Annotated in this window: 22 protein-coding genes, 1 pseudogene and 2 riboswitches; of the genes and pseudogenes, 13 read left to right on the top strand and 10 right to left on the bottom strand. The window is 70.5% G+C overall.

What is annotated here, in order from left to right:
• Window positions 1-245 precede the first annotated feature (245 nt).
• The 8 genes from OTB20_RS16060 to OTB20_RS16025 all read right to left on the bottom strand — a co-directional run bounded on the left by OTB20_RS16060 (window position 246) and on the right by OTB20_RS16025 (window position 9,267).
• Window positions 246-1,361 carry an ABC transporter ATP-binding protein gene (locus tag OTB20_RS16060; RefSeq protein WP_267818130.1) on the bottom strand — a complete coding sequence of 372 codons (1,116 nt, stop codon included), beginning with the start codon at window positions 1,359-1,361 and terminating at the stop codon, window positions 246-248.
• A gap of 5 nt (window positions 1,362-1,366) precedes the next feature.
• Window positions 1,367-2,488 carry an ABC transporter ATP-binding protein gene (locus OTB20_RS16055; protein WP_267818128.1) on the bottom strand — a complete coding sequence of 374 codons (1,122 nt, stop codon included), beginning with the start codon at window positions 2,486-2,488 and terminating at the stop codon, window positions 1,367-1,369.
• Entirely contained in the window at window positions 2,485-3,483 is a 999-nt protein-coding gene (locus OTB20_RS16050) for an ABC transporter permease (RefSeq protein WP_267818126.1), read from the bottom strand. Before OTB20_RS16050 ends, OTB20_RS16055 begins: the two co-directional genes overlap by 4 nt.
• A gap of 126 nt (window positions 3,484-3,609) precedes the next feature.
• Window positions 3,610-5,385: an ABC transporter substrate-binding protein gene (locus tag OTB20_RS16045; RefSeq protein WP_420716409.1), complete on the bottom strand. Its 1,776-nt coding sequence runs from the start codon at window positions 5,383-5,385 to the stop codon at window positions 3,610-3,612.
• Window positions 5,386-5,487: 102 nt separating this feature from the next.
• Window positions 5,488-6,483: an ABC transporter permease gene (locus tag OTB20_RS16040; RefSeq protein ID WP_267818124.1), complete on the bottom strand. Its 996-nt coding sequence runs from the start codon at window positions 6,481-6,483 to the stop codon at window positions 5,488-5,490.
• Window positions 6,484-6,981: 498 nt separating this feature from the next.
• Entirely contained in the window at window positions 6,982-7,722 is a 741-nt protein-coding gene (locus tag OTB20_RS16035; protein WP_267818122.1) for an enhanced serine sensitivity protein SseB C-terminal domain-containing protein, read from the bottom strand.
• Between the two features lie 67 nt (window positions 7,723-7,789).
• Window positions 7,790-8,500: an enhanced serine sensitivity protein SseB gene (locus OTB20_RS16030; protein ID WP_267818120.1), complete on the bottom strand. Its 711-nt coding sequence runs from the start codon at window positions 8,498-8,500 to the stop codon at window positions 7,790-7,792.
• A 167-nt stretch (window positions 8,501-8,667) separates the two neighbouring features.
• Window positions 8,668-9,267 (bottom strand): AAA family ATPase, encoded by a 600-nt coding sequence (locus OTB20_RS16025; protein WP_267818174.1) that lies wholly within the window; start codon window positions 9,265-9,267, stop codon window positions 8,668-8,670.
• A 278-nt stretch (window positions 9,268-9,545) separates the two neighbouring features.
• Window positions 9,546-9,649: riboswitch (glycine riboswitch) on the top strand.
• A 184-nt stretch (window positions 9,650-9,833) separates the two neighbouring features.
• Between OTB20_RS16025 and gcvT the strand changes: the two genes are divergently transcribed.
• The 8 genes from gcvT (at window position 9,834) to OTB20_RS15985 (ending at window position 17,870) form a co-directional block, all read left to right on the top strand.
• Entirely contained in the window at window positions 9,834-10,949 is a 1,116-nt protein-coding gene (gene gcvT, locus OTB20_RS16020; protein ID WP_267818118.1) for a glycine cleavage system aminomethyltransferase GcvT, read from the top strand.
• Window positions 10,950-11,032: 83 nt separating this feature from the next.
• Entirely contained in the window at window positions 11,033-11,413 is a 381-nt protein-coding gene (gene gcvH, locus OTB20_RS16015; RefSeq protein WP_267752173.1) for a glycine cleavage system protein GcvH, read from the top strand.
• Window positions 11,414-11,427: 14 nt separating this feature from the next.
• Window positions 11,428-12,684 (top strand): serine hydroxymethyltransferase, encoded by a 1,257-nt coding sequence (glyA, locus tag OTB20_RS16010; RefSeq protein ID WP_267818116.1) that lies wholly within the window; start codon window positions 11,428-11,430, stop codon window positions 12,682-12,684.
• A gap of 167 nt (window positions 12,685-12,851) precedes the next feature.
• Window positions 12,852-14,504, top strand: a complete 1,653-nt coding sequence (locus tag OTB20_RS16005) for an APC family permease (RefSeq protein WP_267818114.1) — start codon at window positions 12,852-12,854, stop codon at window positions 14,502-14,504.
• Between the two features lie 144 nt (window positions 14,505-14,648).
• Window positions 14,649-16,031 carry an L-serine ammonia-lyase gene (locus OTB20_RS16000; RefSeq protein ID WP_267752170.1) on the top strand — a complete coding sequence of 461 codons (1,383 nt, stop codon included), beginning with the start codon at window positions 14,649-14,651 and terminating at the stop codon, window positions 16,029-16,031.
• A 296-nt stretch (window positions 16,032-16,327) separates the two neighbouring features.
• Entirely contained in the window at window positions 16,328-16,642 is a 315-nt protein-coding gene (locus OTB20_RS15995; RefSeq protein WP_267818112.1) for a hypothetical protein, read from the top strand.
• 217 nt (window positions 16,643-16,859) lie between these two features.
• Window positions 16,860-17,267, top strand: a complete 408-nt coding sequence (locus tag OTB20_RS15990; protein ID WP_267818110.1) for an SsgA family sporulation/cell division regulator — start codon at window positions 16,860-16,862, stop codon at window positions 17,265-17,267.
• A gap of 78 nt (window positions 17,268-17,345) precedes the next feature.
• Window positions 17,346-17,870 carry an AMIN-like domain-containing (lipo)protein gene (locus OTB20_RS15985; RefSeq protein WP_267818108.1) on the top strand — a complete coding sequence of 175 codons (525 nt, stop codon included), beginning with the start codon at window positions 17,346-17,348 and terminating at the stop codon, window positions 17,868-17,870.
• A gap of 33 nt (window positions 17,871-17,903) precedes the next feature.
• Here OTB20_RS15985 and OTB20_RS15980 read toward each other — a convergent pair whose 3' ends face one another.
• Window positions 17,904-18,758, bottom strand: a complete 855-nt coding sequence (locus OTB20_RS15980; RefSeq protein ID WP_267818106.1) for a flavodoxin family protein — start codon at window positions 18,756-18,758, stop codon at window positions 17,904-17,906.
• Window positions 18,759-18,889: 131 nt separating this feature from the next.
• Window positions 18,890-19,084: riboswitch (cobalamin riboswitch) on the top strand.
• A gap of 28 nt (window positions 19,085-19,112) precedes the next feature.
• Between OTB20_RS15980 and OTB20_RS15975 the strand changes: the two are divergent.
• From OTB20_RS15975 to OTB20_RS15955, 5 genes and pseudogenes are all read left to right on the top strand, one after another.
• Window positions 19,113-19,790: pseudogene (locus OTB20_RS15975) on the top strand (energy-coupling factor ABC transporter permease); the annotation flags it as partial.
• A gap of 122 nt (window positions 19,791-19,912) precedes the next feature.
• Window positions 19,913-20,245: an energy-coupling factor ABC transporter substrate-binding protein gene (locus OTB20_RS15970; protein ID WP_420716408.1), complete on the top strand. Its 333-nt coding sequence runs from the start codon at window positions 19,913-19,915 to the stop codon at window positions 20,243-20,245.
• A 3-nt stretch (window positions 20,246-20,248) separates the two neighbouring features.
• Window positions 20,249-20,998: a cobalt ECF transporter T component CbiQ gene (gene cbiQ / locus OTB20_RS15965; RefSeq protein ID WP_267818102.1), complete on the top strand. Its 750-nt coding sequence runs from the start codon at window positions 20,249-20,251 to the stop codon at window positions 20,996-20,998.
• Window positions 20,995-21,828, top strand: coding sequence for an energy-coupling factor ABC transporter ATP-binding protein (locus tag OTB20_RS15960; protein ID WP_267752163.1), 834 nt, complete (start codon window positions 20,995-20,997; stop codon window positions 21,826-21,828). The genes cbiQ and OTB20_RS15960 overlap by 4 nt, the downstream gene beginning before the upstream one ends.
• A 55-nt stretch (window positions 21,829-21,883) precedes the next feature.
• The gene (locus OTB20_RS15955) at window positions 21,884-22,438 is read left to right on the top strand and encodes a PadR family transcriptional regulator (RefSeq protein WP_267818100.1); all 555 of its coding nucleotides are present in this window, start codon (window positions 21,884-21,886) and stop codon (window positions 22,436-22,438) included.
• 46 nt (window positions 22,439-22,484) lie between these two features.
• On the opposite strand, the gene OTB20_RS15950 is transcribed toward OTB20_RS15955, so the two are convergent.
• Window positions 22,485-22,697: an EF-hand domain-containing protein gene (locus tag OTB20_RS15950; RefSeq protein ID WP_267818098.1), complete on the bottom strand. Its 213-nt coding sequence runs from the start codon at window positions 22,695-22,697 to the stop codon at window positions 22,485-22,487.
• Window positions 22,698-22,799 lie beyond the last annotated feature (102 nt).

Raw genomic sequence — 22,799 nt, 5'->3', positions numbered from 1 at the left:
TAGCCACCCCGCCCGGGGGCTCCACCGGCCCCTGCGGGGCCGGGCGGCGGCCCGTCCGGGCACGGACCGAAGCCGGGTGCGGCGCCGCCGTCAGGGGCTCCGCCCCCGAACCCCCGCGCCCCAAACGCCGGCGAGGCTGAATTTGCCGGTGCAGGTCCGTCGGCAGAGGGGACTGCCGCAGCCCCGCCGAGGGCCTGACTTTGCCGGCGCCGTCCGTTGCCGGGGCGGGCGGCGCCGGGGTGGGGTCAGGCCGTGGGGGTGGCTGTCGCTTCTGCGGCGCTCGGGAGGGCCGGGTCGCCCGGGGCCTGGTCGGGGGCGTTCTCCGGGTGGTGGCAGGCCACCTGGTGCCCGGTCTTGAGCGCGACGAGCGGGGGCTCCTGCGTGGTGCAGAGCCGGGTCGCCTTCCAGCACCTGGTGTGGAAGCGGCAGCCGCTCGGCGGCGAGATCGGCGACGGTACGTCGCCCTTGAGCAGGATGCGGCCGCTCTTCGCTCCGCGCCTGCGCGGGTCCGGCACCGGGACGGCCGACATCAGGGCCGTGGTGTACGGGTGCATCGGAGCCTCGTAGAGGGACTTGCGGTCGGCGAGCTCGACGATCTTGCCGAGGTACATGACCGCGATCCGGTCCGAGACGTGCCGGATGACCGACAGGTCGTGCGCGATGATCACGTAGGTGAGGCCGAGCTCCTGCTGGAGGTCGTCCAGCAGGTTGACCACCTGGGCCTGGATGGAGACATCGAGCGCCGAGACCGGTTCGTCGGCGACGACCAGCTTCGGCTTCAGGGCCAGGGCGCGGGCGATGCCGATGCGCTGGCGCTGGCCGCCGGAGAACTCGTGCGGGTAGCGGTTGTAGTGCTCGGGGTTGAGGCCCACGAGGGACAGCAGCCGCTGGACCTCCGCCTTGAGGCCGCCCTCCGGCTTGACGCCCTGGAGCTTGAACGGGGCGCTGACGATGGTGCCCACCGTGTGCCGCGGGTTCAGCGAGCCGTACGGGTCCTGGAAGATCATCTGCACGTCGCGGCGCATCGGGCGCATGCCCGCCACGCTCAGGTGCGTGATGTCCCTGCCCTCGAACTCGATCTTTCCGCCGGTCGGTTCGAGCAGCCTGGTGATCAGCCGGCCCATGGTCGACTTGCCGCAGCCGGACTCGCCGACGATGCCGAGGGTCTCACCGGGATAGACCTCGAAGTCGAGCCCGTCGACGGCCTTCACGGCACCGGCCTGGCGGCGCAGCAGCCCCTTGGAGATGGGGAAGTGCTTGACCAGTCCGGTCACCCTGAGCAGCGGCTCCGGGGAGTCCGCCGCCTGGGCCGGGACGGCGACCGCGGTCGCGTCGTTCCTGTTGTCATTGGGCACAGTCATGTCGGTCACAGCTTCGGCGCAATCTCTTCGGTCCAGATCCGGTCCCGCTGCTCCGGGGAGAGGTGGCAGGCGGCCCAGTGCCGGCCGGCACCCTCGGCGGATCCGTCGACGAGGGCCAGCTCGGGCCGTACGGTGCGGGTGACGTTCCCCTTGGGGAGGTCGGCGTACGGACACCGGGGGTTGAAGGCGCAGCCGCTCGGGATGTTGATCAGGCTGGGCGGCGAGCCCTTGACCGGGATGAGGCGCTCGGTCTGGTCCCGGTCGATGCGCGGCATCGAGCCGAGCAGGCCCCAGGTGTACGGGTGCCGGGGTTCGTAGAACACCTTCTCCGCGCTGCCCCGCTCGATGCACCGGCCGCCGTACATCACGAGCAGGTCGTCGGCCATCTCCGCGACCACGCCGAGGTCGTGCGTGATCATGATGACCGCGGAGCCGAACTCCTTCTGCAGGTCGCGGATCAGGTCGAGGATCTGCGCCTGGACGGTGACGTCGAGGGCGGTGGTGGGCTCGTCCGCGATGAGCAGTTCGGGGTTGTTGACCAGCGCCATCGCGATCATCGCGCGCTGGCGCATACCGCCGGAGAACTCGTGCGGGTAGCTGTCGACGCGCTTGTGCGGCTCGGGGATGCCCACGCGGTCGAGGAGGTCGACGGCCCGCTTGCGGGCGGTCTTCTTGTCGGCCTTGTTGTGGACCCGGTAGGCCTCGGCGATCTGCTTGCCGACCGTGAAGTAGGGGTGCATCGCCGACAGCGGGTCCTGGAAGATCATCGCGATCTCCTTGCCGCGGAGCTTGCGCACCTCCTCCTCGGGGCTGGAGAGCAGTTCCTTGCCGTCGAGCCAGATCTCGCCGGAGATCCGGGCCCGCTGGCGGCCGTACTGGCCGACCCGGTGCAGGCCCATGATGCCCAGCGAGGTCACCGATTTGCCGGAGCCGGACTCGCCGACGATGCCGAGGGTCTTGCCCTTCTCCAGCGTGAAGGAGAGCCCGTCCACGGACTTGACCAGGCCGTCTTCCGTGGGGAAGTGCACCTTGAGGTCGCGTACGTCGAGGAACGCGGTGCCGGGGGCGCCGGAGGCGACGGGCTCGTTCAGTGCGCCCGTCACGGCGGCGGTCGTCGAATCGGTCATGACAGCCTCACTCGGGGGTCGATCACCGCGTACAAGAGGTCGACGGCGAGGTTGGCCACGACGACGAAGAAGGCGGAGATCAAGGTGATGCCGAGAATGACCGGCAGGTCGTGTTCGCTGATGGCGCGGACGGCGCTGTAGCCGAGGCCGTGCAGCGAGAAGGTGTACTCGGTGAGGACCGCGCCGCCCATCAGCGCGCCCAGGTCGAGGCCCAGGACGGTCAGGATCGGCGTCATGGTCGAGCGCATCGCGTGCTTGCCGATGACGACGGGTTCCGTCAGCCCCTTGGCGCGCGCGGTGCGGATGTAGTCCTCGTTGAGCACTTCCAGCATGGTCGCGCGGGTGAGTCGCGCGTACATCGCCGCGTAGAGGAAGGCGAGTGAGATCCACGGCAGGACCATGCCGTTGAACCAGGTGCCCGGATCCTCGGCGAAGGTCTTGTTCGGCCTCCCGAACCAGCCGAGCTGGTCGGAGAAGAGCGCGATGGCGAGCATGCCGGTGAAGTAGATCGGGAGGGAGACACCGCCGAGGGCGATGCCCATCACCGAACGGTCCAGGACCGTACCGCGCTTGAGGGCGGAGATGATGCCGGCGGCGATGCCGCCGATCACCCAGAGCACGACGGCTCCGGCGGCGAGCGAGAGGGTGACGGGCAACCAGTCGGTCAGCAGCGGCCACACCTCCTGCTCGGTCTTGAAGGAGTAGCCGAAGCAGGGCGCGGCGCATTGCGTGACGTCGTTGCCGTTGGCGTACGTGCGACCCGCCACCAGCCCGACGACGAACTTGCCGAACTGGACGAGGATCGGGTCGTCGAGACCCATCTTCTGCCGGATGCCCTCGATGGCGGCGGGGTCGGACTGCTTGCCGACGAAGTAAAGGGCCGGGTCCGTCCCGATCATTTTCGGGAAGAGGAAGAAGATTCCGAAGGTCACCAGCGAGATGACCAACAGCATGACGATGACGGCGAAGATCCGCCGTATGAGATATGCAAGCACTGCGCTCGGCCTGGCTGCGGCCCGGGGACGCCCTCTTCTGGAGAGCGCCCCCGAGCCGCCGCCGCGGCCATCACCTGCCCTTCGTGCCTAGCGGGTGTGGCACTGGAACTGAATCGGACGGTTTGTCTACTGGACGCCGAGCGAGGCGTAGTCGTACCGGCCGTTGTACGCGTCGGAGGTGTAGACGTTGGTCAGGCGGCTGCTGCGCCAGGAGATCGTCTTGTCGTAGACGAAGGGCAGGTAGACCGCGGCCTCGGAGACCTTCTGGTTCATCTGCTTGTAGATGTCGCCGGCCTTGGTGGGGTCGGTCTCCGCGATGGCGTCGTCGAACAGCTTGTTGACGGCCGGGTCGTTCAGCTCGGAGAAGTTGTTGTTGCCGCTCTGCAGGATGAAGCGACCGTCGACCAGCGGCTGGGAGAAGCCCTGACCGGTCGGGAAGTCGGCGCCCCAGCCCATGATGATGATGCCGTAGCCCTTCTCCTTGACGACCTTCGGCGAACCGATGATGCCGGAGGTCTGGGCGCCGTCGAACTGGTCGACGTCGGCGATGATGCCGACCTGCTTCAGGGCGTTCTGCAGGGAGACGGCCGTGGCGACCTCGACCGGCTTGTTGTTGCGGACCGCGATCGTGGTCTTGAAGCCACTCTCCTTGCCGCAGGCCTTCAGGGCGGCCTTGGCCTTCGCGGTGTCCGGCTTGCCGTCGTTCGTCAGAACGCCGTACGGGTCGTACTTGCCGTCAGCGCCCTTGATGCCCAGCGGGAGCATGTTGGGGGCGATGTCGCCACCGGCCTGCGGGCCGCCGCGGGCGGTCTGCAGGGACTTGTGGTCGGCCGCGTAGATGACGGCCTTGCGGCACTCGATGTTGTCGAACGGCGCGACGGTCTGCGGCATGACGGCGTACCGGATGAAGCCGGTCTGGCCGTTGTCCAGGTTGTCCTTGTGGTCCTTCAGCGCGGTGGAACGGGCCGCCTGGCCGATGCCGGTCGCGTTGATGTCCAGGTCGAACTCGCCGTTCATCAGGCGCTTGTCCATGTCGTCCGCGTTCGCCATGAACGTGACCGAGATGGAGTCCGGGAGCGCCTTGCGGATCGTGTCCGACTCGGGCTTCCACTTCGTGTTGCGCGAGAGCTTCATGCTCTTGTTGGGCTCGTACGAGTCGATCTTGTACGGGCCGTTGGAGAAGGGCTTGAGGCCGTACTTGGCCGCGGTGTCCTTGTCCTGCTTGACCGGGCTGGCGGCCGGCATGGCCAGCATCTGCTCGAAGTCACCGTTGGGCGCCGGGAGCTTGAAGACGATGGTCTTCGCGTCCGGGGTCTCGATCGCCTTGAGGCCGAGCTTGTCCGGGCTGGTGTCCTTGTACGGGCCCGGGTACTCGGTCTTCGGGTCGAGGACCTGCATCAGGTAGACCGGGCCGCCGGAGATGACGTCCTGGGCCCAGGTGCGCTCGATGCCGTACTTCACGTCCTGGGCGGTGACGGGGGTGCCGTCCTCCCAGGTCACGTTGTCCTTGAGGGTGTACTTGTAGGTCTTGCCGCCGTCGCTGATCTCCGCGTTCGCGGTGGCCAGGTCGGGGACGAGCTCGGTGCTCTTGGTGCCCGGCTCCGCCTTGAAGCTCACGAGCTGGCGGGCGTAGTAGCGGGAGAAGTCCCACATGAAGCCGTAGTAACCGCGCTGCGGGTCCCACGAGTCGGCTTCCTGGGTACCGACGAACTTCAGCTCGCCGCCGGCCTTGGTGGAGGCGTTGGCGACCTTGCCGATGGCGGCGTTGAAGCCGCCCGCGCCGGCCGGCTTCTCGTCCTTCTTGCCGTCGTCGCCGCCACAGGCGGTCGCGGCCAGCATCGTCGCGAGCACGACGGCCGTGCCGGCGACGAGCCTGCGCTTGGACATGCGATGGGTAGTCACGATGCTCGCAACCCTCCGTTGTGATTCCGGTTCGAAGCCGGGTTCCGGTGTGCCCTGCGGTTCTGACCTGCGGGTGCCCTGCTGGATGACCTGCGGGGACGGCTAACGGGAGCCCTTCGGGTCGAGGGCATCGCGGACGCCGTCGCCGAAGAGGTTGAAGGCCAGCACGGTGATGAAGATCGCCGTACCGGGGAAGATCATGAAGAGCGGATCGTCCTCGTAGGTCCGCACGGCCGTCGAGAGGGTCTCGCCCCAGGACGGTGTGGGCGGCTTGACGCCGACGCCCAGGAAGCTGAGCGCGGCCTCGGTCAGCACGTTGGTGGGGATCATGAGCGTCGCGTAGACGGTGATCGGCGCCACCAGGTTCGGGAGCAGCTCGCGGAACAGGATGTACATCCGGCCCGCGCCCAGGCTCCGGGCGGCTTCGACGTACTCCCGTTCGCGCAGCGACAGGGTCTGTCCGCGGACGATGCGGCCGATGTAGGGCCAGCCGAAGAAGCCGATGACCAGGACCAGCACTCCCATCCGCAGGTTCGAACCCTCGAAGCCCCAGAGCGTGTTGGGGACGATCGAGACCAGCGCGATGATGAAGAGCAGCTGCGGGAAGGCGAGCAGCAGGTCCATGACGCGGCTGATGGCCGCGTCGACCCAGCCGCCGAAGTAGCCGGCGACGATGCCGAAGAAGGTGCCCATCGAGACCGCCACGACGGCGGACAGGAAGGCGACCAGCAGCGAGACGCGGGCGCCGTAGACGATGCGGCTGAACACGTCGCGGCCGTTGACCGGCTCGACGCCCAGCAGGAAGTCGCTGCTCATGCCGCCGTTGGCGCCGGCCGGAAGACCCAGCAGCGGGTCCAGCAGCTCCTCGTGCGGCTCTTCCGGAGGGTGGCCGAGGGCTGCGACGATCAGCGGCGCGAAGAGTGCGACGAGGATCAGCAGGAGCACGACGAAACCGCCGGCCAGCGCGACCTTGTCGCGCTTGAGCCGCGTCCAGGCGATACGGCCGGGTGAGCGGCCTTCGATGGCCTTGGCGGGGACGTCGGCTACGGACACGGGTGCGGGTGTCTCCGCGCTCATGTCGTGCAGTGGTGCCGTCATCGTGGTGGGGACCCCTCTCGGCCGACGGGTGGGCCGGCCCATGCCCGCCGCTGTGGCGGCGTTGGTGCGGAGTGGCGCTCGGAGTGCGAGGTGCGGACGTGCTCGGTGGAACGGGTACGTGCCGGGCGGTGCGCTACGGGCATTGCTGGTGGTGCGTGCGGTGCTGTACGAAACGACAAGCGAAGTTCCCGTGACGGGCACACCCTTGGAGGACTGACCCGCTCTTGGGTGGGGAGTCTTCATCGGGCGCTCGATCAGCCGCCAGACCCGCAGGTGAATGGATGCGCAACCGTGATCTGAGGCGCGAGTTCCCGTTATCCGGACTTCGCTGCCATCTCAGCGGAGCAAGACATCCTGTTCGGTACGGAATCGGACATGTCGCCCAACTCGTTCTACCAGCACGCCTATTGGGCGCACATCAGCGGTGAAATCAGGACAACGCGAAGGCCGCACGGAACGACTGTTCCGTGCGGCCTCGGGTGGCTTGATACCGATGTCTCAGTAGGCGGGCGCCTGTCCCTCGCGGTCGTAGAAGGGCCTGGTTTGCGCCCGCAGCCACATCGCCACCGGATCGTGTTCGTCCGCGAGCGCGACCGTGCACACGGGCACTCCCTCGGGGACCGCGCCGACCGACTGGCGCATCATCTCCCGGACGGACTCCAGCGCGTGCGCGGAGGCGTCGTAGAGGTCGAGCCCGACGGCGAGGTACGGGGACCCCAGCGCGGGCTGCACCCAGGCGCGGCGCAGCGAGCGGACGGCGGGCGTGCGGTGCGCGTGCTGCGTGAGCAGCCCGTAGAACTGGGGCAGCTCGATGGCGGGCTCGGACAGCCGCAGCGGGCCGGCCGGCATCCGGTCCAGTCCGGTGGCGATCCGGCGCAGGTCCGCCCAGGGGATGCCGACGCCGCCGCCCTGGGCGTGCGGGTTGAGCCAGAGCCCCCAGCGGTCGGGGTAGAGGGCGCGGGCGATGTCCCGGCCGGTGACCACCTCGTACCCGCGGTTCCAGCCGCTGGCGGCCAGTTCCTGCGGGGAGGTCACGCAGGGCGCGTACCCGAGGCTCTCGACCTCCATGCCGCCGTACTGGGCGTTCGGGGAGCCGGGCTGCCCCTGCCAGAGGAGCATCCACAGCCGTCCCTCGGCCAGGGCGTGCAGGAGGGCCTCGTAGCTCTCGTAGCGCCCGGGAGTCACCTGGCGCAGCATGTGCTCGACCTGCCCGACCGCGGCCGTGCCTGACGCACTCACCCGGTACCCCTCTTCGTCTGTTCGTCCGCCCGTCGTCCACGCGTGTCGGCCACCAGCTTAAGCGTCACTACGGCAGGTAGAAGGGGCGTACGCGCGTGACGATGAAGTCGACGACCGGGTCCTCGGCGGCGCCCAGCAGGATCAACTGCACCGGCCAGGGCGGTGGTACGCGGGTCAGGGCGCGGCCCAGCGCGTCCATCGGGGCGTTTCGCATCTCGGGCTCCCATCCCACCAGCTGGACTCCGATGTAGAGCTCCGGCGAGCCGCCCTCGACGCTGGCGAGACAGCGGTGCGCGGCCGCGACGACGCCGGTGGCGCGGAACTCCTCCGCGGCGGCGGCCAGGAACTCGACCGGGTCCTCCTGCCAGTCGGGCTCGAAGAGCCGGACCCTGCCACCGGTGACGGGGCCGTCGAGCGGGCTGCTGCCGATGCGGCAGAGCTCCGCGACGGCGGGCGGGGGCAGGGGCACGCCGACGGAGCCCTCCGGGTTGACCGCGATGCCGAGCTGCGGGGGCAGGCCCTGGGCGAAGTCCACGGCCGGGGCCACGGCGAAGTCCATGGCGGGTCCGGCGCAGGCCCGGAACTGCTCCTCGGAGCTGTAGACGGGCACGTACGCGGCGCCGTCGATCTCCATGGTGGGCAGGCTCAGGCTGTTCACCCCGCCGGGCAGCGGGATCCACAGCGGGCTCCGCCCGAGGACTTCGAGGATGCGTCCCCCGGCGCCCGGCTGTCCGAGCGCCGCCCCGAGCACCTGCTCCAGCTCGTTACCCGGCCACATGTACATCTCCACTCACTTGCCCTTGGTTGCGACCCGAGATTAACGGGCGGGTCCGACGCTCCGGCCGGGGGCCGCCCCGGCAGGACCGGCCGCGCCCGCGACCCCCGGGAGCGTCCTTCGGACCGGCCGCGGCCCATGGTGTCCGGCCACGTTGCGAAAAGCACGCCCTACGCGCCCTGGCCGAAGCCGATCGACGTCAGCCGGGACGCCGCCGGGCGGTCCAGGAGGGTCACCGACGCGCAGCCGGCCGGCGGGCGGCCCGCCTCGGCCTCGCGCAGCAGCCGGGCCACCGCGCCCCGGTGCCGGGCGAAGGCGTACGCCGACACGCCCCGGCCCCGCGCCGCCTGCCCGGCCCGGGCCTCCTCGGGGGTGGTGTCCAGCAGCACCAGGTGCAGTGCCCGGCCGCGCCGCCGGGCCGCCGAGGCCAGCAGGGCCCGTACCCAGCTCTGCGTACCGCAGTCGTGGACGACGGCGGGGGCCCCGGAGCGGAGCACCCGCCACAGGCCCCAGTAGTGCGCGACGCGGACCGCCGGGCGGTACACCGCGTAGGGCAGGGCGGCCGGCATCAGGCGCTCCCAGCGCTCGCGGGCGTCCTGGGAGTCGATCCCGCCGCCCTCCGCGGCCCGCTTGATCAGGGTGCTCTTGCCGCCGCCGGGCAGTCCGGAGACCACCACGATGTCCCCGTCGGCGAAGCCGAGCCGCCGCAGGCCCTCGGTCCCGCGCAGGTCCCGTACCGCTCCGGGCGTCCCGGCCGGGCCCGCCGCCATGCCCGCCGCGGGTGCCCGTACGACGCCGCGCTGCCCCGGCACCCCGCCGGCCAGCGTGTTCTCGACGGTGCCGGTGCTCGTCGCCGCCAGTACTCCGAATCTCCGCACAGTGATCGCCTCCCCCGCGACGGGTCGCCTTGGACCCGGTCCCCCTGAGTGTAAAGAGACGGTAATCCGGGGTCCCCGGTTCCGCTCCGCTTCCGGACCCCCTCCCCCGTTCGGCCGCACGCCGTGCAATGATGTGCGCCATCTGGACACCAAACTGCATACCGGCCGCTTGAATCCGCGCGGGAGAGTCCCGGCACGCCGCAAGGCGGTGCCCGGGCGCCGAAGGAGCAAGTACCTCCCTTGAATCTCTCAGGCCCCGTACCGCGTGGATGAGGCAGATCTGAAAAGCGAGCCGCGCCACCGCCCGTGAGGGCTTCGGCGACGGCTCCACCCAAGGTGCAAGTCGAGGCCTTTCCCCTGGAAGCGGGGAACTCTCGGCGAACCTCTCAGGTTCCGATGACAGATGGGGAGGAACTCCTCCTCGTCATGTCATGCCCTGGGACCCGGGAGCCACACCCATGAGCACTGCCCCCCGCCTGACCGCCCTCGATGCGCTGCACCGTTCCCTCGGTGCGACCATGACCGATTTCGCGGGCTGGGACATGCCCCTGCGGTACGCCAGCGAGCGCGACGAGCACAACGCCGTCCGCACCAAGGCCGGTCTGTTCGACCTGTCCCACATGGGCGAGATCACCCTGACCGGCCCCGAGGCCGTCAAGGTCCTGGACTACGCCCTGGTCGGCAACATCTCCACCGTCGGCGTCGGCCGCGCCCGCTACACGCACATCTGCCGGGAAGACGGCGGCATTCTCGACGACCTGATCGTCTACCGGCTGGGCGAGACCGAGTACATGGTCGTCGCCAACGCCTCCAACGCCCAGGTGGTCCTGGACGCGATCACCGAGCGTGCCGCCGGCTTCGACGCCGAGGTCCGCGACGACCGCGACGCGTACGCGCTGCTCGCGGTGCAGGGTCCGCAGTCCCCCGGCATCCTCGCCTCCCTCACCGACGCCGACCTGGACGGGCTGAAGTACTACGCCGGCCTGCCCGGCACGGTGGCTGGGGTGCCCGCGCTGATCGCACGTACGGGCTACACCGGCGAGGACGGCTTCGAGCTGTTCGTCGCCCCCGAGCACGCCGTGGAGCTGTGGCAGGCGCTGACCAAGGCGGGCGAGGGCGTCGGCCTGGTCCCGGCCGGCCTGTCCTGCCGCGACACCCTGCGCCTGGAAGCGGGCATGCCGCTGTACGGGCACGAGCTGACCACCTCCCTGACCCCGTTCGACGCGGGTCTGGGCCGGGTCGTGAAGTTCGAGAAGGAGGGCGACTTCGTCGGCCGCGCCGCCCTGGAGGCCGCCGCCGAGCGCGCCGCGAGCAACCCGCCGCGCAAGCTGGTCGGCCTGATCGCCGAGGGCCGCCGCGTCCCGCGCGCCGGGTTCTCCGTGACCTTCGAGGGCCGGGTCGTCGGCGAGGTCACCTCGGGCGCCCCCTCCCCGACGCTGGGCAAGCCGATCGCGATGGCCTATGTCGACGCGGCGCACGCCGCGCCCGGCACCTCCGGTGTCGGCGTGGACATTCGCGGTACGCATGAGGCGTACGAGGTCGTGGCCCTGCCGTTCTACAAGCGGCAGAAGTAGCCCCGTACCGCACCTCGGCGCCCCCGCGCCGTACGCACGACCACCGTTCGTATTCACTCCCCCGCATCCAGGAGAATCAGGTCATGAGCAACCCCCAGCAGCTGCGGTACAGCAAGGAGCACGAGTGGCTGTCGGTCGCCGAGGACGGCGTCTCGACGGTCGGCATCACGGAGTTCGCGGCCAACGCGCTCGGTGACGTCGTCTACGCCCAGCTTCCCGAGGTCGGCGACACGGTGACCGCGGGCGAGACCTGTGGCGAGCTGGAGTCGACCAAGTCGGTCAGCGACCTGTACTCCCCCGTCACCGGCGAGGTCGTCGAGTTCAACCAGGACGTCGTGGACGACCCTTCGCTGGTCAACTCGGCCCCGTTCGAGGGCGGCTGGCTCTTCAAGGTCCGCGTCACGGACGAGCCGGACGACCTGCTCTCCGCTGACGACTACGCCAAGCTCACCTCCGGCAACTGACCCAGGGAACCCTGATGTCTGTACTGAACACGCCCCTCCACGAGCTCGACCCGGACGTCGCCGCCGCCGTCGACGCCGAGCTCGTGCGCCAGCAGTCCACCCTGGAAATGATCGCGTCGGAGAACTTCGCTCCGGTCGCCGTCATGGAGGCCCAGGGCTCGGTCCTGACCAACAAGTACGCCGAGGGCTACCCCGGCCGCCGCTACTACGGCGGCTGCGAGCACGTCGACGTGGTCGAGCAGATCGCGATCGACCGCATCAAGGCGCTCTTCGGCGCCGAGGCCGCGAACGTGCAGCCCCACTCGGGCGCGCAGGCCAACGCGGCCGCGATGTTCGCGCTGCTCAAGCCGGGCGACACGATCATGGGCCTGAACCTGGCCCACGGCGGTCACCTGACCCACGGCATGAAGATCAACTTCTCCGGCAAGCTCTACAACGTGGTCCCGTACCACGTCGACGAGACCGGCCGGGTGGACATGGCCGAGGTCGAGCGCCTCGCCAAGGAGTCCAAGCCGCAGCTGATCGTCGCGGGCTGGTCCGCCTACCCGCGCCAGCTCGACTTCGCCGCCTTCCGCCGCATCGCGGACGAGGTCGGCGCGTACCTGATGGTCGACATGGCGCACTTCGCAGGCCTGGTCGCCGCGGGTCTGCACCCGAACCCGGTCCCGCACGCCCACGTCGTCACCACCACCACGCACAAGACCCTCGGCGGTCCGCGCGGCGGTGTCATCCTGTCGACGCAGGAGCTGGCCAAGAAGATCAACTCCGCGGTCTTCCCGGGTCAGCAGGGCGGCCCGCTCGAGCACGTGATCGCGGCCAAGGCCGTCTCCTTCAAGGTCGCGGCCTCGCCCGAGTTCAAGGAGCGCCAGGAGCGGACCATCGAGGGCGCCAAGCTCCTCGCGGCCCGCCTGGTCCAGGACGACGTCAAGGCCGTGGGCGTGGACGTCCTCACCGGCGGCACCGACGTGCACCTGGTCCTGGTCGACCTGCGCAACTCCGAGCTGGACGGCCAGCAGGCCGAGGACCGCCTCCACGAGGTCGGCATCACGGTCAACCGCAACGCCATCCCGAACGACCCGCGGCCGCCGATGGTCACCTCGGGTCTGCGGATCGGTACGCCGGCGCTGGCCACCCGCGGTTTCGACGCCGAGGCCTTCACCGAGGTCGCCGAGATCATCGCGCAGGCGCTGAAGCCGGCGTACGACGCGGCGGACCTGAAGGCGCGCGTTTCGGCGCTCGCCGCGAAGTTCCCGCTGTACCCGACGCTCTAGGCACCGGCCTGGGGAGGGCCCGGCACTGTTTTGCACAGGGCCGGGCCCTTCTCATGACCAAAGCCCCAGGTGGATGCGGTCCATTGCCACTGAATAAGCCAAAAGTTGGCAAATAGGCTCCGAATAAAGGAAGCACCGCACCCCAGGCAGGACGGACAGCACACCTCATGGACATGAGCGCGGCCAACAGGAAGGGGCTCAGCCTCTTCGCCCTGATCATGATCGGGCTCGGCTCGATCTTCGGCTCGGGGTGGCTCTTCGGGGCCGGCCAGGCAGCCGCGGTCGCCGGACCGGCGGCCATCGTCGCCTGGATCATCGGCGCCGTCTTCATCGGCATGATCGCCATGTCGTACGCGGAGGTGGGCGCGGCCTACCCGCTGCCCGGCTCGATGGCCCGCTTCGGCACCATCTCGCACGGACCGGTGCTGGGCTTCATCACCGGCTGGGCGGTCTGGATCGCCATTGCCGCGCTGATCCCGATCGAGTCCATCGCCGGTACGCAGTACATGTCCTCCTGGAACTTCGGCTGGGCCAAGGGCCTGGTCGAGAACGGCGGCCTGACCACCTCCGGCATGGCGATGGCCCTGTTCCTGACCGTGGCCCTGTGGCTGGCCTGCTACTGGTCGGTCGCGCTGCTCGCCAAGGCGAACAACCTGCTCACCCTGGTCAAGTTCGCCATCCCCGTCCTCGCCGTGATCGCCCTGATCGCCTCCGGATTCCACACCTCCAACTTCACCGGGCACGGCGGCTTCGCCCCCAACGGCTGGTCCGCGGTCATGACCGCCGTCACCACGTCCGGCGTGGTCTTCGCCTTCAACGGCTTCCAGGCCGTCGTCAACCTCGGCGGCGCCGCGAAGAACCCCGGCCGCGCCATTCCGCTGGCCCTGGTCGGCGCGCTCTCCCTCGGCCTGGTCATCTACCTGGCCCTGCAGATCGCCTTCATCGGCGGTGTCCCGCCGGAGAAGCTGGCCGAGGCCGGCGGCTGGAGCGGCATCAACTTCTCCTCGCCGTTCGCCGACCTGGCCAAGATGCTGATGCTGCACTGGGTCGTCACGATGCTCCAGTTCGGTGCCTTCATCTCCCCGTCCGGCGCCAACATCGGCAACGTCGCCTCGGCCTCGTACATGGCGCAGAACCTCGCCGACACCGGCTTCTTCCCGAAGAAGATCCGCGAGGTCCACCCCAAGTACGGCACCGCGCGTCCCGCGATGTGGCTGAACCTCGGCTTCTCGGTGCTGCTCCTGGTCACCGTCGGCCACAGCTGGGAGGCGCTGGCCAGCGTGGTCTCCGCCGCGATGGTGGTCTCGTACCTGATCGGCCCGATCGCGGTCGGCGTCTTCCGCAGGACCAAGCCCGAGCTGCCGCGCCCCTTCCGCCTGCCGGCGGCCAGGATCCTCTGCCCGATCACCTTCGCCTTCGCCGCCTGCGCCCTGTACTGGTCCAAGTGGCCGGACACCGGCAAGGTCGTCCTGCTCACCCTGGTCGCCGCCCCGATCGCGGCCCTGGTGCTCAAGCGCAAGGGCGAGAAGAACCTGGCCAAGCAGTTCGCCCCGGCCTGGTGGATGATCGTCTTCCTGCTGTGGCTGGGCACGCTCTCGGCGCTCGGCAGCAAGGAATTCGGCGGCCACGGGGTCATCCCCGGCGGCGTGGACATCGCCGTCGTGGGCCTCTCGGCCCTGGGCTTCTACTTCTGGGCCGTACGGTCCGGGGTCAAGGCCCACTACGCGGGCCTGCCGGGCCCGGACCCGGTCCTGGACGCCGCCCCCACCGGGGAGGCCGACGCGGCCGACTCACCGGAGCGCGCACTGACCCACGCCTGATCCCCGCCTTCCCGACCCGTCCGGCAGCCGAGCCGTTCACTTCACCGAGTTAAGCTCGTCTGCCGGACAAAATCCGCAGATCACCCCGATCAACCCCTCCTGCCCACGCTTCCCACCCACGAGCAGACATAGGAGTCCGCAACCGTGGCCATCTCCGTCTTCGATCTCTTCTCGATCGGCATCGGTCCCTCTTCCTCCCACACCGTCGGACCGATGCGCGCCGCGCGCATGTTCGTGACCCGGCTCAAGAAGGACGGCGTCCTCGCCCAGACGGCCGCGGTCCGGGCCGAGCTCTTCGGCTCCCTCGGCGCCACCGGCCACGGCCACGGCACCCCCAAGGCGGTCCTGCTGGGCCTGGAGGGCCACTCCCCCCGCACCGTGAACGTGGAGACCGCCGACGCCGAAGTCGAGCGCATCCGCACCACGGGCCGCCTGCGCCTGCTCGGCACCGAGATAGGCGATGGCCACGAGATCCCCTTCGACGAGCCGAACCAGCTGATCCTGCACCGCCGGCGCTCGCTCCCGTACCACGCGAACGGCATGACGCTCTTCGCGTACGACGAAGCGGGCACCCCGCTGCTGGAGAAGACGTACTACTCGGTCGGCGGCGGGTTCGTCGTGGACGAGGACGCGGTCGGCGAGGACCGGATCAAGCTCGACGACACCGTGCTGAAGTACCCCTTCCGCAGCGGAGACGAGATGCTGCGCCTCGCGAAGGAGACCGGTCTGTCGATCTCCTCGATGATGCTGGAGAACGAGAAGACCTGGCGCACCGAGGACGAGATCCGCGAGGGCCTGCTGGAGATCTGGCGCGTCATGCAGTCCTGCGTCTCGCGCGGCATGTCCCGCGAGGGCATCCTCCCCGGCGGGCTGCGGGTCAAGCGCCGGGCCGCCTCCACGGCGCGCCAGCTGCGTACCGAGGGCGACCCGATGATGCACCGCAGCGAGTGGGCGACGATCTACGCGATGGCGGTCAACGAGGAGAACGCGGCCGGCGGCCGGGTCGTCACCGCCCCGACGAACGGCGCGGCGGGCGTCCTGCCGGCGGTGCTGCACTACTACATGAACTTCGTGCCGGGCGCGGACGAGGACGGCGTGGTCCGCTTCCTCCTCGCCGCGGGCGCGATCGGCATGCTCTTCAAGGAGAACGCCTCGATCTCCGGCGCCGAGGTCGGCTGCCAGGGCGAGGTCGGCTCGGCCTGCTCGATGGCGGCCGGCGCGCTGGCCGAGGTCCTGGGCGGCACCCCGGAGCAGGTCGAGAACGCCGCCGAGATCGGCATGGAGCACAACCTCGGCCTGACCTGCGACCCGGTCGGCGGCCTCGTCCAGATCCCGTGCATCGAGCGCAACGGCATGGCGGCGGTCAAGGCCGTCACCGCGGCCAAGATGGCGATGCGCGGCGACGGTACCCACAAGGTCTCCCTCGACAAGGTCATCAAGACCATGAAGGAGACGGGCGCCGACATGAAGGTCAAGTACAAGGAAACCGCCCGCGGCGGCCTCGCGGTCAACGTCATCGAGTGCTGACCCGCACCATCTGACCGATTCGGGCCCCGACGCTTGGCGTCGGGGCCCGCGTCGTTTTCCGCGCCGGTTTCCGGTGCCGGGCAGGTGGGTTACGCCAGTAACTTCGTTCCAGATTGAGCAGGATATGAGGTTTGGGAAGGAGTTGATCACGCCTGAGGGGGAACGAGGCGGTCTGGGCTGGTTTCTTGATGATCACCTGCGCAAGGGTGGAGGCACGACGTCGCGTCCATACCCCCGGCGGTTCGGCCAACCGTCTTGGACCAACAGCCGTTTTGCTCTCTTGGAGGATTTGAAACATGGCAAGCACCCGCAGCATCCGCGTGATGGCGGCTGTCGCATCGCTCCCCTTCGCCTTCGCGCTCCTGTCGGGCGTCGCCCAGGCCGACAACGGGGCCGGTGCGGCCGGGACCGCGTCGAACGCGGCCCTCGCCGACATCCTCGGCAGCGGGGTCGGCGGCAGCAACCTCGGGAACTCCTCCACCGCGCAGCAGGTCGCCTCGGGCTTCGGCGCCTCCAACCAGAACAACGGCGCCCAGTCCAACGGCTCGGGATTCACCGCGATCGGCCAGTCGAACGCGCACGAGTCCTTCATCTACAACCCCCTGCCGTAGTTCCCGCCGGGGCCCCCGCCCCGGTCACGCCGTTTCGCCGAGCCCCGTCCTCCCCCGGAGGGCGGGGCTCGGCGCATCGGGCGAAAGACGGGCCGAGAGGCCCGGCCGGACGGGACCTTCGGCCGCGGATGACGGCCCGGGGGGTGGGTTAGCTTGCCCGAGTGGGCATGCCGCGCATTCGTCGACGCGACCCCACCCGAGAGAGAGGCGCCCCGTCATGTCCGCCGCCGAGCACCGCGTCCTCCCGCTCCGCCTGGAGGCCGCGCCCGCGTCCGTCCCGGTGCGCGGCGTGTTCCTCTACCGCACCGAGCGGCCCTACGAGCTCTCCCTCGACTTCGAGGGTGCCGGGATGCACCTCGCGCACTGGGTCTTCTCGCGGGAGCTGCTGCTCGACGGCCACGTCTGCGCCACCGGCGAGGGCGACATACAGGTGTGGCCGCGCTGGAAGGGCACCGAGCCGCGGGTCTTCCTCTCCTTCAGCAACGGCGAGCAGTCGTGCGTGGTGTCCGCCCGGGCCAAGGACGTACGGGAGCTGTGCGGCCGGATGACCGAGCTGGTGCCACGCGGCCAGGAACACCGGCACTACGATCTCGACGCCGAACTGAGCGCCCTGCTGTCCAGCTGAACCCGGTGCAACCGCTGCCGTACCGGGCGCGTCTTCCCGGGTGACACCGTTCCACGTCTCTCCGATCGAGGGGACGCAATGAACCGTCCACGCCGCCGGCAGGCCACCGCACTGGGGGTGGGCGCACTGCTCGCCGCCACCCTGGCCTTCGCCGCACCGGCCTCCGCCTCCGCCAGGACCGCCGCCACCGCTACCGCCGCCACCGCCACGCCGCTCGTCGTCAACGCCCGCTGGGGCGGGCACTGCACGTACGACCGCGTGGTCGTCGACCTGCAGGGATATGTACCCGAGGTCACCGTCACCCCCGTCACGGAGCTCGTCTACGACGGGTCCGGCAAGCCCGTCCCGCTCGCCGGACAGTACTTCCTGGAGATCCGTCTGCACCCGGCCGCCGGACACGACGACGCGGGCAACAACGTCTACCAGGGGCCCAAACTCCTCAAGATCAACCTGCCCAAACTGAAGGGCATCGCCCTGACCGGCGACTACGAGGGGTACGTCACCTTCGGAGCCGCCTTCGACACCAAGCCCGCCTACACCTCGTTCAAGCTGCATGCCCCGGAGCGTTTCGTCCTGGACGTCGCGCACCCGAACGTCTGCTGAAGCACGGCGGCGGGAGCCGGGCGGGAACGGGTCCTACCGGTGCTCGGGGTTCGGGAAGTCGAAGCGGCAGCCCGCGTCCCACTGGGAGCGCTGGTTGCCGTGCGCGGGCATCCCGCCCGCCCGCTTGAGCAGGGCGGCCAGGTGCATGAGGTTCCAGCTCATGAAGGCCGTGTTCCGGTTGGTGAAGTCGTTCTGGGGACCGCCGGATCCGGGGTCCAGGTACGAGGGCCCGGGTCCGGCTTCGCCGATCCATCCGGCGTCGGCCTGCGGGGGGATGGCGTAGCCGAGGTGCTGGAGGCTGTAGAGGACGTTCATCGCGCAGTGTTTGACGCCGTCCTCGTTGCCGGTGATCAGCGCTCCGCCCACGCGCCCGTAATAGGCGTACTGGCCCTGCTCGTTCAGGATCGAGGAGCAGGCGTAGAGCCGCTCGACGACCTGCTTCATCACCGAGCTGTTGTCCCCGAGCCAGATCGGGCCGCAGAGCACGAGGATGTCCGCGTCCATGATCTGGCTGTAGAGCACCGGCCACTGGTCGCTCTCCCAGCCGTGGTCGGTCATATCGGGCCAGACACCGGTGGCGATGTCGTGATCGACGGCCCGGATGAGCGAGGTCCGGGCCCCGGCCGCCTCCATCACCGCACGGCTCTTGTCGATCAGGCCCTCGGTGTTGCTGGGCTCGGGCGATCGCTTGAGCGTGCAGTTGACGTACACGGCGGTGAGGTCGGAGTAGTCGAAAGAAGCGGGCGCGGCAGCGGATTCGGCAGTCACCTCGCCAGCCTCGGCGCCGCCGGGCCGGCCCGCCACCGGACCGCGCCCATCCGGGCGCGCCCCGGCCGTCCGGAACCGCGCCGCCCCATGGAACGGCCGGTGCCCGGTGGTGGCGGGCATGCGGAACTCCCCCACCGGTCCGCGCCCTTGGGGCGACCGGCCCGGCCGCGAACACGAAGAGTCACCGCCAAGCGGAATCCTGTTCACCGTCCGGCGCGATGGGGCGGGTTGTTACCGGTCCGCGCGGCCGACTAGGGTCAGCGGGCCTTGGTGTTCGGGAAACCGGTGAGAAACCGGTGCGGCCCTCGCCACTGTGATCGGGAAGTCCGGCTCCACTCCTGCGGGAAAGCCACTGGGCTGCGCGGGAGGTTCCGCGCTGCCCGGGAAGGCGGGGCCAGGACGCCAACCCGTGAGCCAGGAGACCGGCCGGGGCGCGTTGTCCATCCACGAGGTGCTGGAGAGGTCTCCCTACTCATGCATATAGCCGAGGGGTTCCTGCCCCCTTTGCACGCGGTCGCCTGGGGCGCCGCGTCCGCTCCCTTCGTCGTCCACGGCGTGCGTTCGCTCACCCGCGAGGTGAAGGCCAACCCGGAGAGCACCCTGTTGCTCGGTGCGTCCGGTGCGTTCACCTTCGTCCTGTCGGCCCTGAAGATCCCGTCCGTGACGGGCAGTTGCTCGCACCCCACGGGCACCGGGCTCGGGGCGATCCTGTTCCGGCCGCCGATCATGGCGGTGCTCGGCACGATCACCCTGCTGTTCCAGGCCCTGCTGCTGGCGCACGGCGGGCTCACCACCCTCGGCGCCAACGTCTTCTCGATGGCCATCGCCGGCCCGTGGGCCGGCTACGCCGTCTACCGGCTGCTGCGCAGGTCCGGACTCCCGCTGATGGTGACCGTGTTCTTCGGAGCCTTCTTCGCCGACCTGGTCACCTACTGCGTCACCAGCGTGCAGCTCGCGCTGGCCTTCCCGGACCCGTCCTCCGGACTCCTGGGCGCGCTCGCGAAGTTCGGGGGGATCTTCGCGGTCACGCAGATACCGCTGGCCGTGAGCGAGGGCCTGCTGACCGTCCTCGTGATGCGGCTGCTGATGGCGTCGAGCAAGTCGGACCTGGTCCGGCTGGGTGTCGCGAAGCTGACGTCCGGCGTGTCCGGCACGTCCGGCACGTCCGCCGTCTCCGGCGTCTCCGGTGTGGCCACCCCCTCCGGCGTGTCCGACCCGTCCGCCCCGTCCGCCACCTCCACCGACCGCGGCGAACAGCAGGAGGCGACGGCCCGATGAGCTCCATGTCGAAGAACGCGAAGATCAACACCCTGCTGCTGCTCCTGGTGGCGGCGCTGGCCGTCCTCCCGATCGCGCTCGGGCTGGGCGAGGGCAAGGAGGAGCCCTTCACCGGCGCCGACGCGCAGGCGGAAGCGGCGATCACCGAACTGCAGCCGGATTACGAGCCCTGGTTCTCCCCTCTCTACGAGCCCCCCTCCGACGAGGTCGAGTCCGCGCTGTTCGCCCTGCAGGCGGCGCTCGGCGCGGGCGTGCTCGCGTACTACTTCGGCGTCCGCAAGGGCCGCCGCCAAGGGGCGGCCGCTGCCGCCACCGCCCCGGAGGCGTAGGCGTTGCTGCCGATCGACGTGGCCGCGCACAGCAGTCGCTGGCGCGGCCGGCACCCGTTGGAGAAGGCCCTGCTCGGGATCGGGCTGACGGTCACCGCCGTGTGCCTGCCGCCCTGGCCGGGCGGGCCCCTGGTGGCCGCCGCCACCCTCACCGTGCTGCTCGGCCCGGCGGGGGTGGCCGGGCGGCAGCTCTGGCGGGCCTTCCGGATCCCGCTCGGCTTCTGCTTCACCGGGGCGCTTCCGCTGCTGTTCGCGGTCGGCGGCCCGGCGGGATTGGTGTCCCTGGCCCCCGGCGGCCCCCGGCTGGCGGCCGACCTGCTGCTGCGCACCTCGGCGGCCTCGCTCGGGCTGCTGCTGTTCGCCTTCACCACCCCGGTCTCCGACGTGCTGCCCCGACTGGTCCGGGCCGGAGTGCCGGCGCCGGTGGTGGACGTGGCCCTGGTCATGTACCGGATCGGCTTCCTGCTGCTCGACTCCATGGCCCAGGTCCGCCGGGCCCAGGCCGCGCGGCTCGGGCACACCGGCCGGGCCGCGGTGTGGCGCTCCCTGGCCGGGCTCGCCGCGACCTCCTTCGTACGGGCCTTCGACCGCGCGGCCAGGCTCCAGGCGGGGCTGGCCGGACGCGGCTACGACGGCGCGCTGCGGGTCCTCGTACCGGAGGCGGCCCTGTCGCGGCGGTTCCTCGCGGCCACCGCCGGCCTGCTGGCGGCCCTGACCACCCTGACCCTCACCCTGAAGGGGCTGTACCTGTGAACCCGTCGCTGAACCCGGTGGTGGAACTGTCCGGCGCGGGCTACGCCTACGAGGACGGCCCCGCGGTCCTGACCGGCGTCGACTTCGCCATCGCGCCGGGGCGGGCGCTGGCCCTGCTCGGCCGCAACGGCAGCGGCAAGACCACGTTGATGCGGCTGCTGAGCGGCGGGCTGAGGCCCGGCGCGGGCGCGCTGCGGCTCGACGGCACGGAGGTCTCCTACGACCGGGCCGGCCTGACCCGGCTGCGGACCGCCGTACAGCTCGTGGTGCAGGACCCCGACGACCAGCTGTTCGCGGCCTCCGTCGAGCAGGACGTGTCCTTCGGCCCGATGAACCTGGGCCTGCCCGCCCCGGAGGTCCGCGCCCGCGTGGACTCGGCGCTGGCCGCGCTCGACATCACGGGCCTGCGGGACCGCCCCACGCACCTCCTGTCCTACGGGCAGCGCAAACGCGCGGCGATCGCCGGGGCGGTGGCGATGGCTCCGCGGGTGCTGATCCTGGACGAGCCGACGGCCGGCCTGGACCCGGACGGCCAGGAGCGGCTCCTCGACGTCCTCGCGGGACTCCGGGCCTCGGGCACGACGGTGGTCATGGCCACCCACGACGTGGACCTGGCGGTCCGCTGGGCCGACGACGCGGCGGTCCTGACCCCGTCGGGCATCCGCTTCGGCCCGGCCGAACCCGTCCTGTCGGACCCGCAGCTGCTCACCTCGGCGGGTCTGCGCCCGGCCTGGTCCCCGGCGGTGACGGCCTTCCTGCGCGGGCGCGGCCTCCTGGCGCCGGACGCCCCCGGCCCCCGCGATCCGCAGGCGCTGGCCGCCTGGCGGTAGGCGGGCCCCCGGGCCCGTCTCGGTGCCGGAGCGTCCGCAAACCTAGGATGGCGGCATGTCGCTCCCGCACGCCATCCTCACCGCCCTGCTCGAGAAGCCCTCGTCCGGGCTGGAGCTGACCCGGCGGTTCGACAAGTCGATCGGGTACTTCTGGTCCGCGACGCACCAGCAGATCTACCGCGAGCTCGGCCGGCTGGAGGAGGCCGGGCTGATCCGGGCGCTGCCCAGCCAGGGGCCCGTACGGGGGCAGAAGAAGGAGTACGAGGTGCTGCCCGCCGGGAGCGGGGAGCTGGCCCGGTGGGTCGGCGAGAGCCAGGATCCCAAGCCGGTACGGGACCCCCTGCTGCTGCGGATCCGGGCGGCCGCGGTGGTGGGGCCACAGGGGCTGGCCGCGGAGCTGCGGCGCCATCTCGAGCTGCACCGGGCGCAATTGGCCGTGTACGAGGGGATCGAGGAGAAGGACTTCCCGGCCGGCCGGGACGCCGAAGAGGACCGGCTGCGGCGGGTCGTGCTGCACGCGGGAACCGGGCTGGAGACCTTCTGGCTGCGCTGGCTGGAGGAGGCCCTCGCCGAGGTGGAGGGCATGACCGCCGGGCCGGGTCGGGCCTGACCGCGCACCCCCGGCCCGGCACGGGCCGAGGGGCGGCGCGGGGGGCTTACTTCTTCAGGGAGTCCCAGAACTCGTCGAAGCTGAGCAGGCCGTCGTCGTTCGAGTCCTTCGCGGCGATCACGGCCTCCGCGACCGGGCCGGTGACGAACGGGTCGCCCATCGCGGCCATCGCCGAACGGAACTCGTCGGCCGTCACGAAGCCGTCACCGTTCACGTCGAACTTGCCGAACGTCGTCCGTGCGCTCTCGATGTCCGCCACTGGGTCCACCCCTTCTTGGTGCTTGTTGACCGGCTCAGGGTAGCGGCAGCCCCGGACCTCTCACGCCGCGGGTCCCGTTCGAGCGGCAGATAGAAATCCGAT

The sequence above is a fragment of the Streptomyces sp. H27-H1 genome (assembly GCF_026627445.1).
Taxonomy (GTDB): Bacteria; Actinomycetota; Actinomycetes; order Streptomycetales; family Streptomycetaceae; genus Streptomyces.
Note: the sequence above shows the minus strand (reverse complement) of the source record. Positions and strands in the feature narration are given on the sequence as shown.

Excerpts from the sequence above, each read along its gene's own strand:
- gcvH (WP_267752173.1), top strand. The coding sequence starts at position 11,033 with ATGAGCAACCCCCAGCAGCTGCGGTACAGCAAGGAGCACGAGTGGCTG.
- OTB20_RS15990 (WP_267818110.1), top strand. The coding sequence starts at position 16,860 with ATGTCCGCCGCCGAGCACCGCGTCCTCCCGCTCCGCCTGGAGGCCGCG.
- glyA (WP_267818116.1), top strand. The coding sequence starts at position 11,428 with ATGTCTGTACTGAACACGCCCCTCCACGAGCTCGACCCGGACGTCGCC.
- OTB20_RS15985 (WP_267818108.1), top strand. The coding sequence starts at position 17,346 with ATGAACCGTCCACGCCGCCGGCAGGCCACCGCACTGGGGGTGGGCGCA.
- OTB20_RS16025 (WP_267818174.1), bottom strand. The coding sequence starts at position 9,267 with ATGGCGGCGGGCCCGGCCGGGACGCCCGGAGCGGTACGGGACCTGCGC.
- OTB20_RS16040 (WP_267818124.1), bottom strand. The coding sequence starts at position 6,483 with ATGACGGCACCACTGCACGACATGAGCGCGGAGACACCCGCACCCGTG.
- OTB20_RS16055 (WP_267818128.1), bottom strand. The coding sequence starts at position 2,488 with ATGACCGATTCGACGACCGCCGCCGTGACGGGCGCACTGAACGAGCCC.
- OTB20_RS15980 (WP_267818106.1), bottom strand. The coding sequence starts at position 18,758 with ATGCCCGCCACCACCGGGCACCGGCCGTTCCATGGGGCGGCGCGGTTC.
- OTB20_RS15955 (WP_267818100.1), top strand. The coding sequence starts at position 21,884 with ATGTCGCTCCCGCACGCCATCCTCACCGCCCTGCTCGAGAAGCCCTCG.
- gcvT (WP_267818118.1), top strand. The coding sequence starts at position 9,834 with ATGAGCACTGCCCCCCGCCTGACCGCCCTCGATGCGCTGCACCGTTCC.
- OTB20_RS16030 (WP_267818120.1), bottom strand. The coding sequence starts at position 8,500 with ATGTGGCCGGGTAACGAGCTGGAGCAGGTGCTCGGGGCGGCGCTCGGA.
- OTB20_RS16005 (WP_267818114.1), top strand. The coding sequence starts at position 12,852 with ATGGACATGAGCGCGGCCAACAGGAAGGGGCTCAGCCTCTTCGCCCTG.
- OTB20_RS15970 (WP_420716408.1), top strand. The coding sequence starts at position 19,913 with ATGAGCTCCATGTCGAAGAACGCGAAGATCAACACCCTGCTGCTGCTC.
- OTB20_RS16060 (WP_267818130.1), bottom strand. The coding sequence starts at position 1,361 with ATGACTGTGCCCAATGACAACAGGAACGACGCGACCGCGGTCGCCGTC.
- OTB20_RS15995 (WP_267818112.1), top strand. The coding sequence starts at position 16,328 with ATGGCAAGCACCCGCAGCATCCGCGTGATGGCGGCTGTCGCATCGCTC.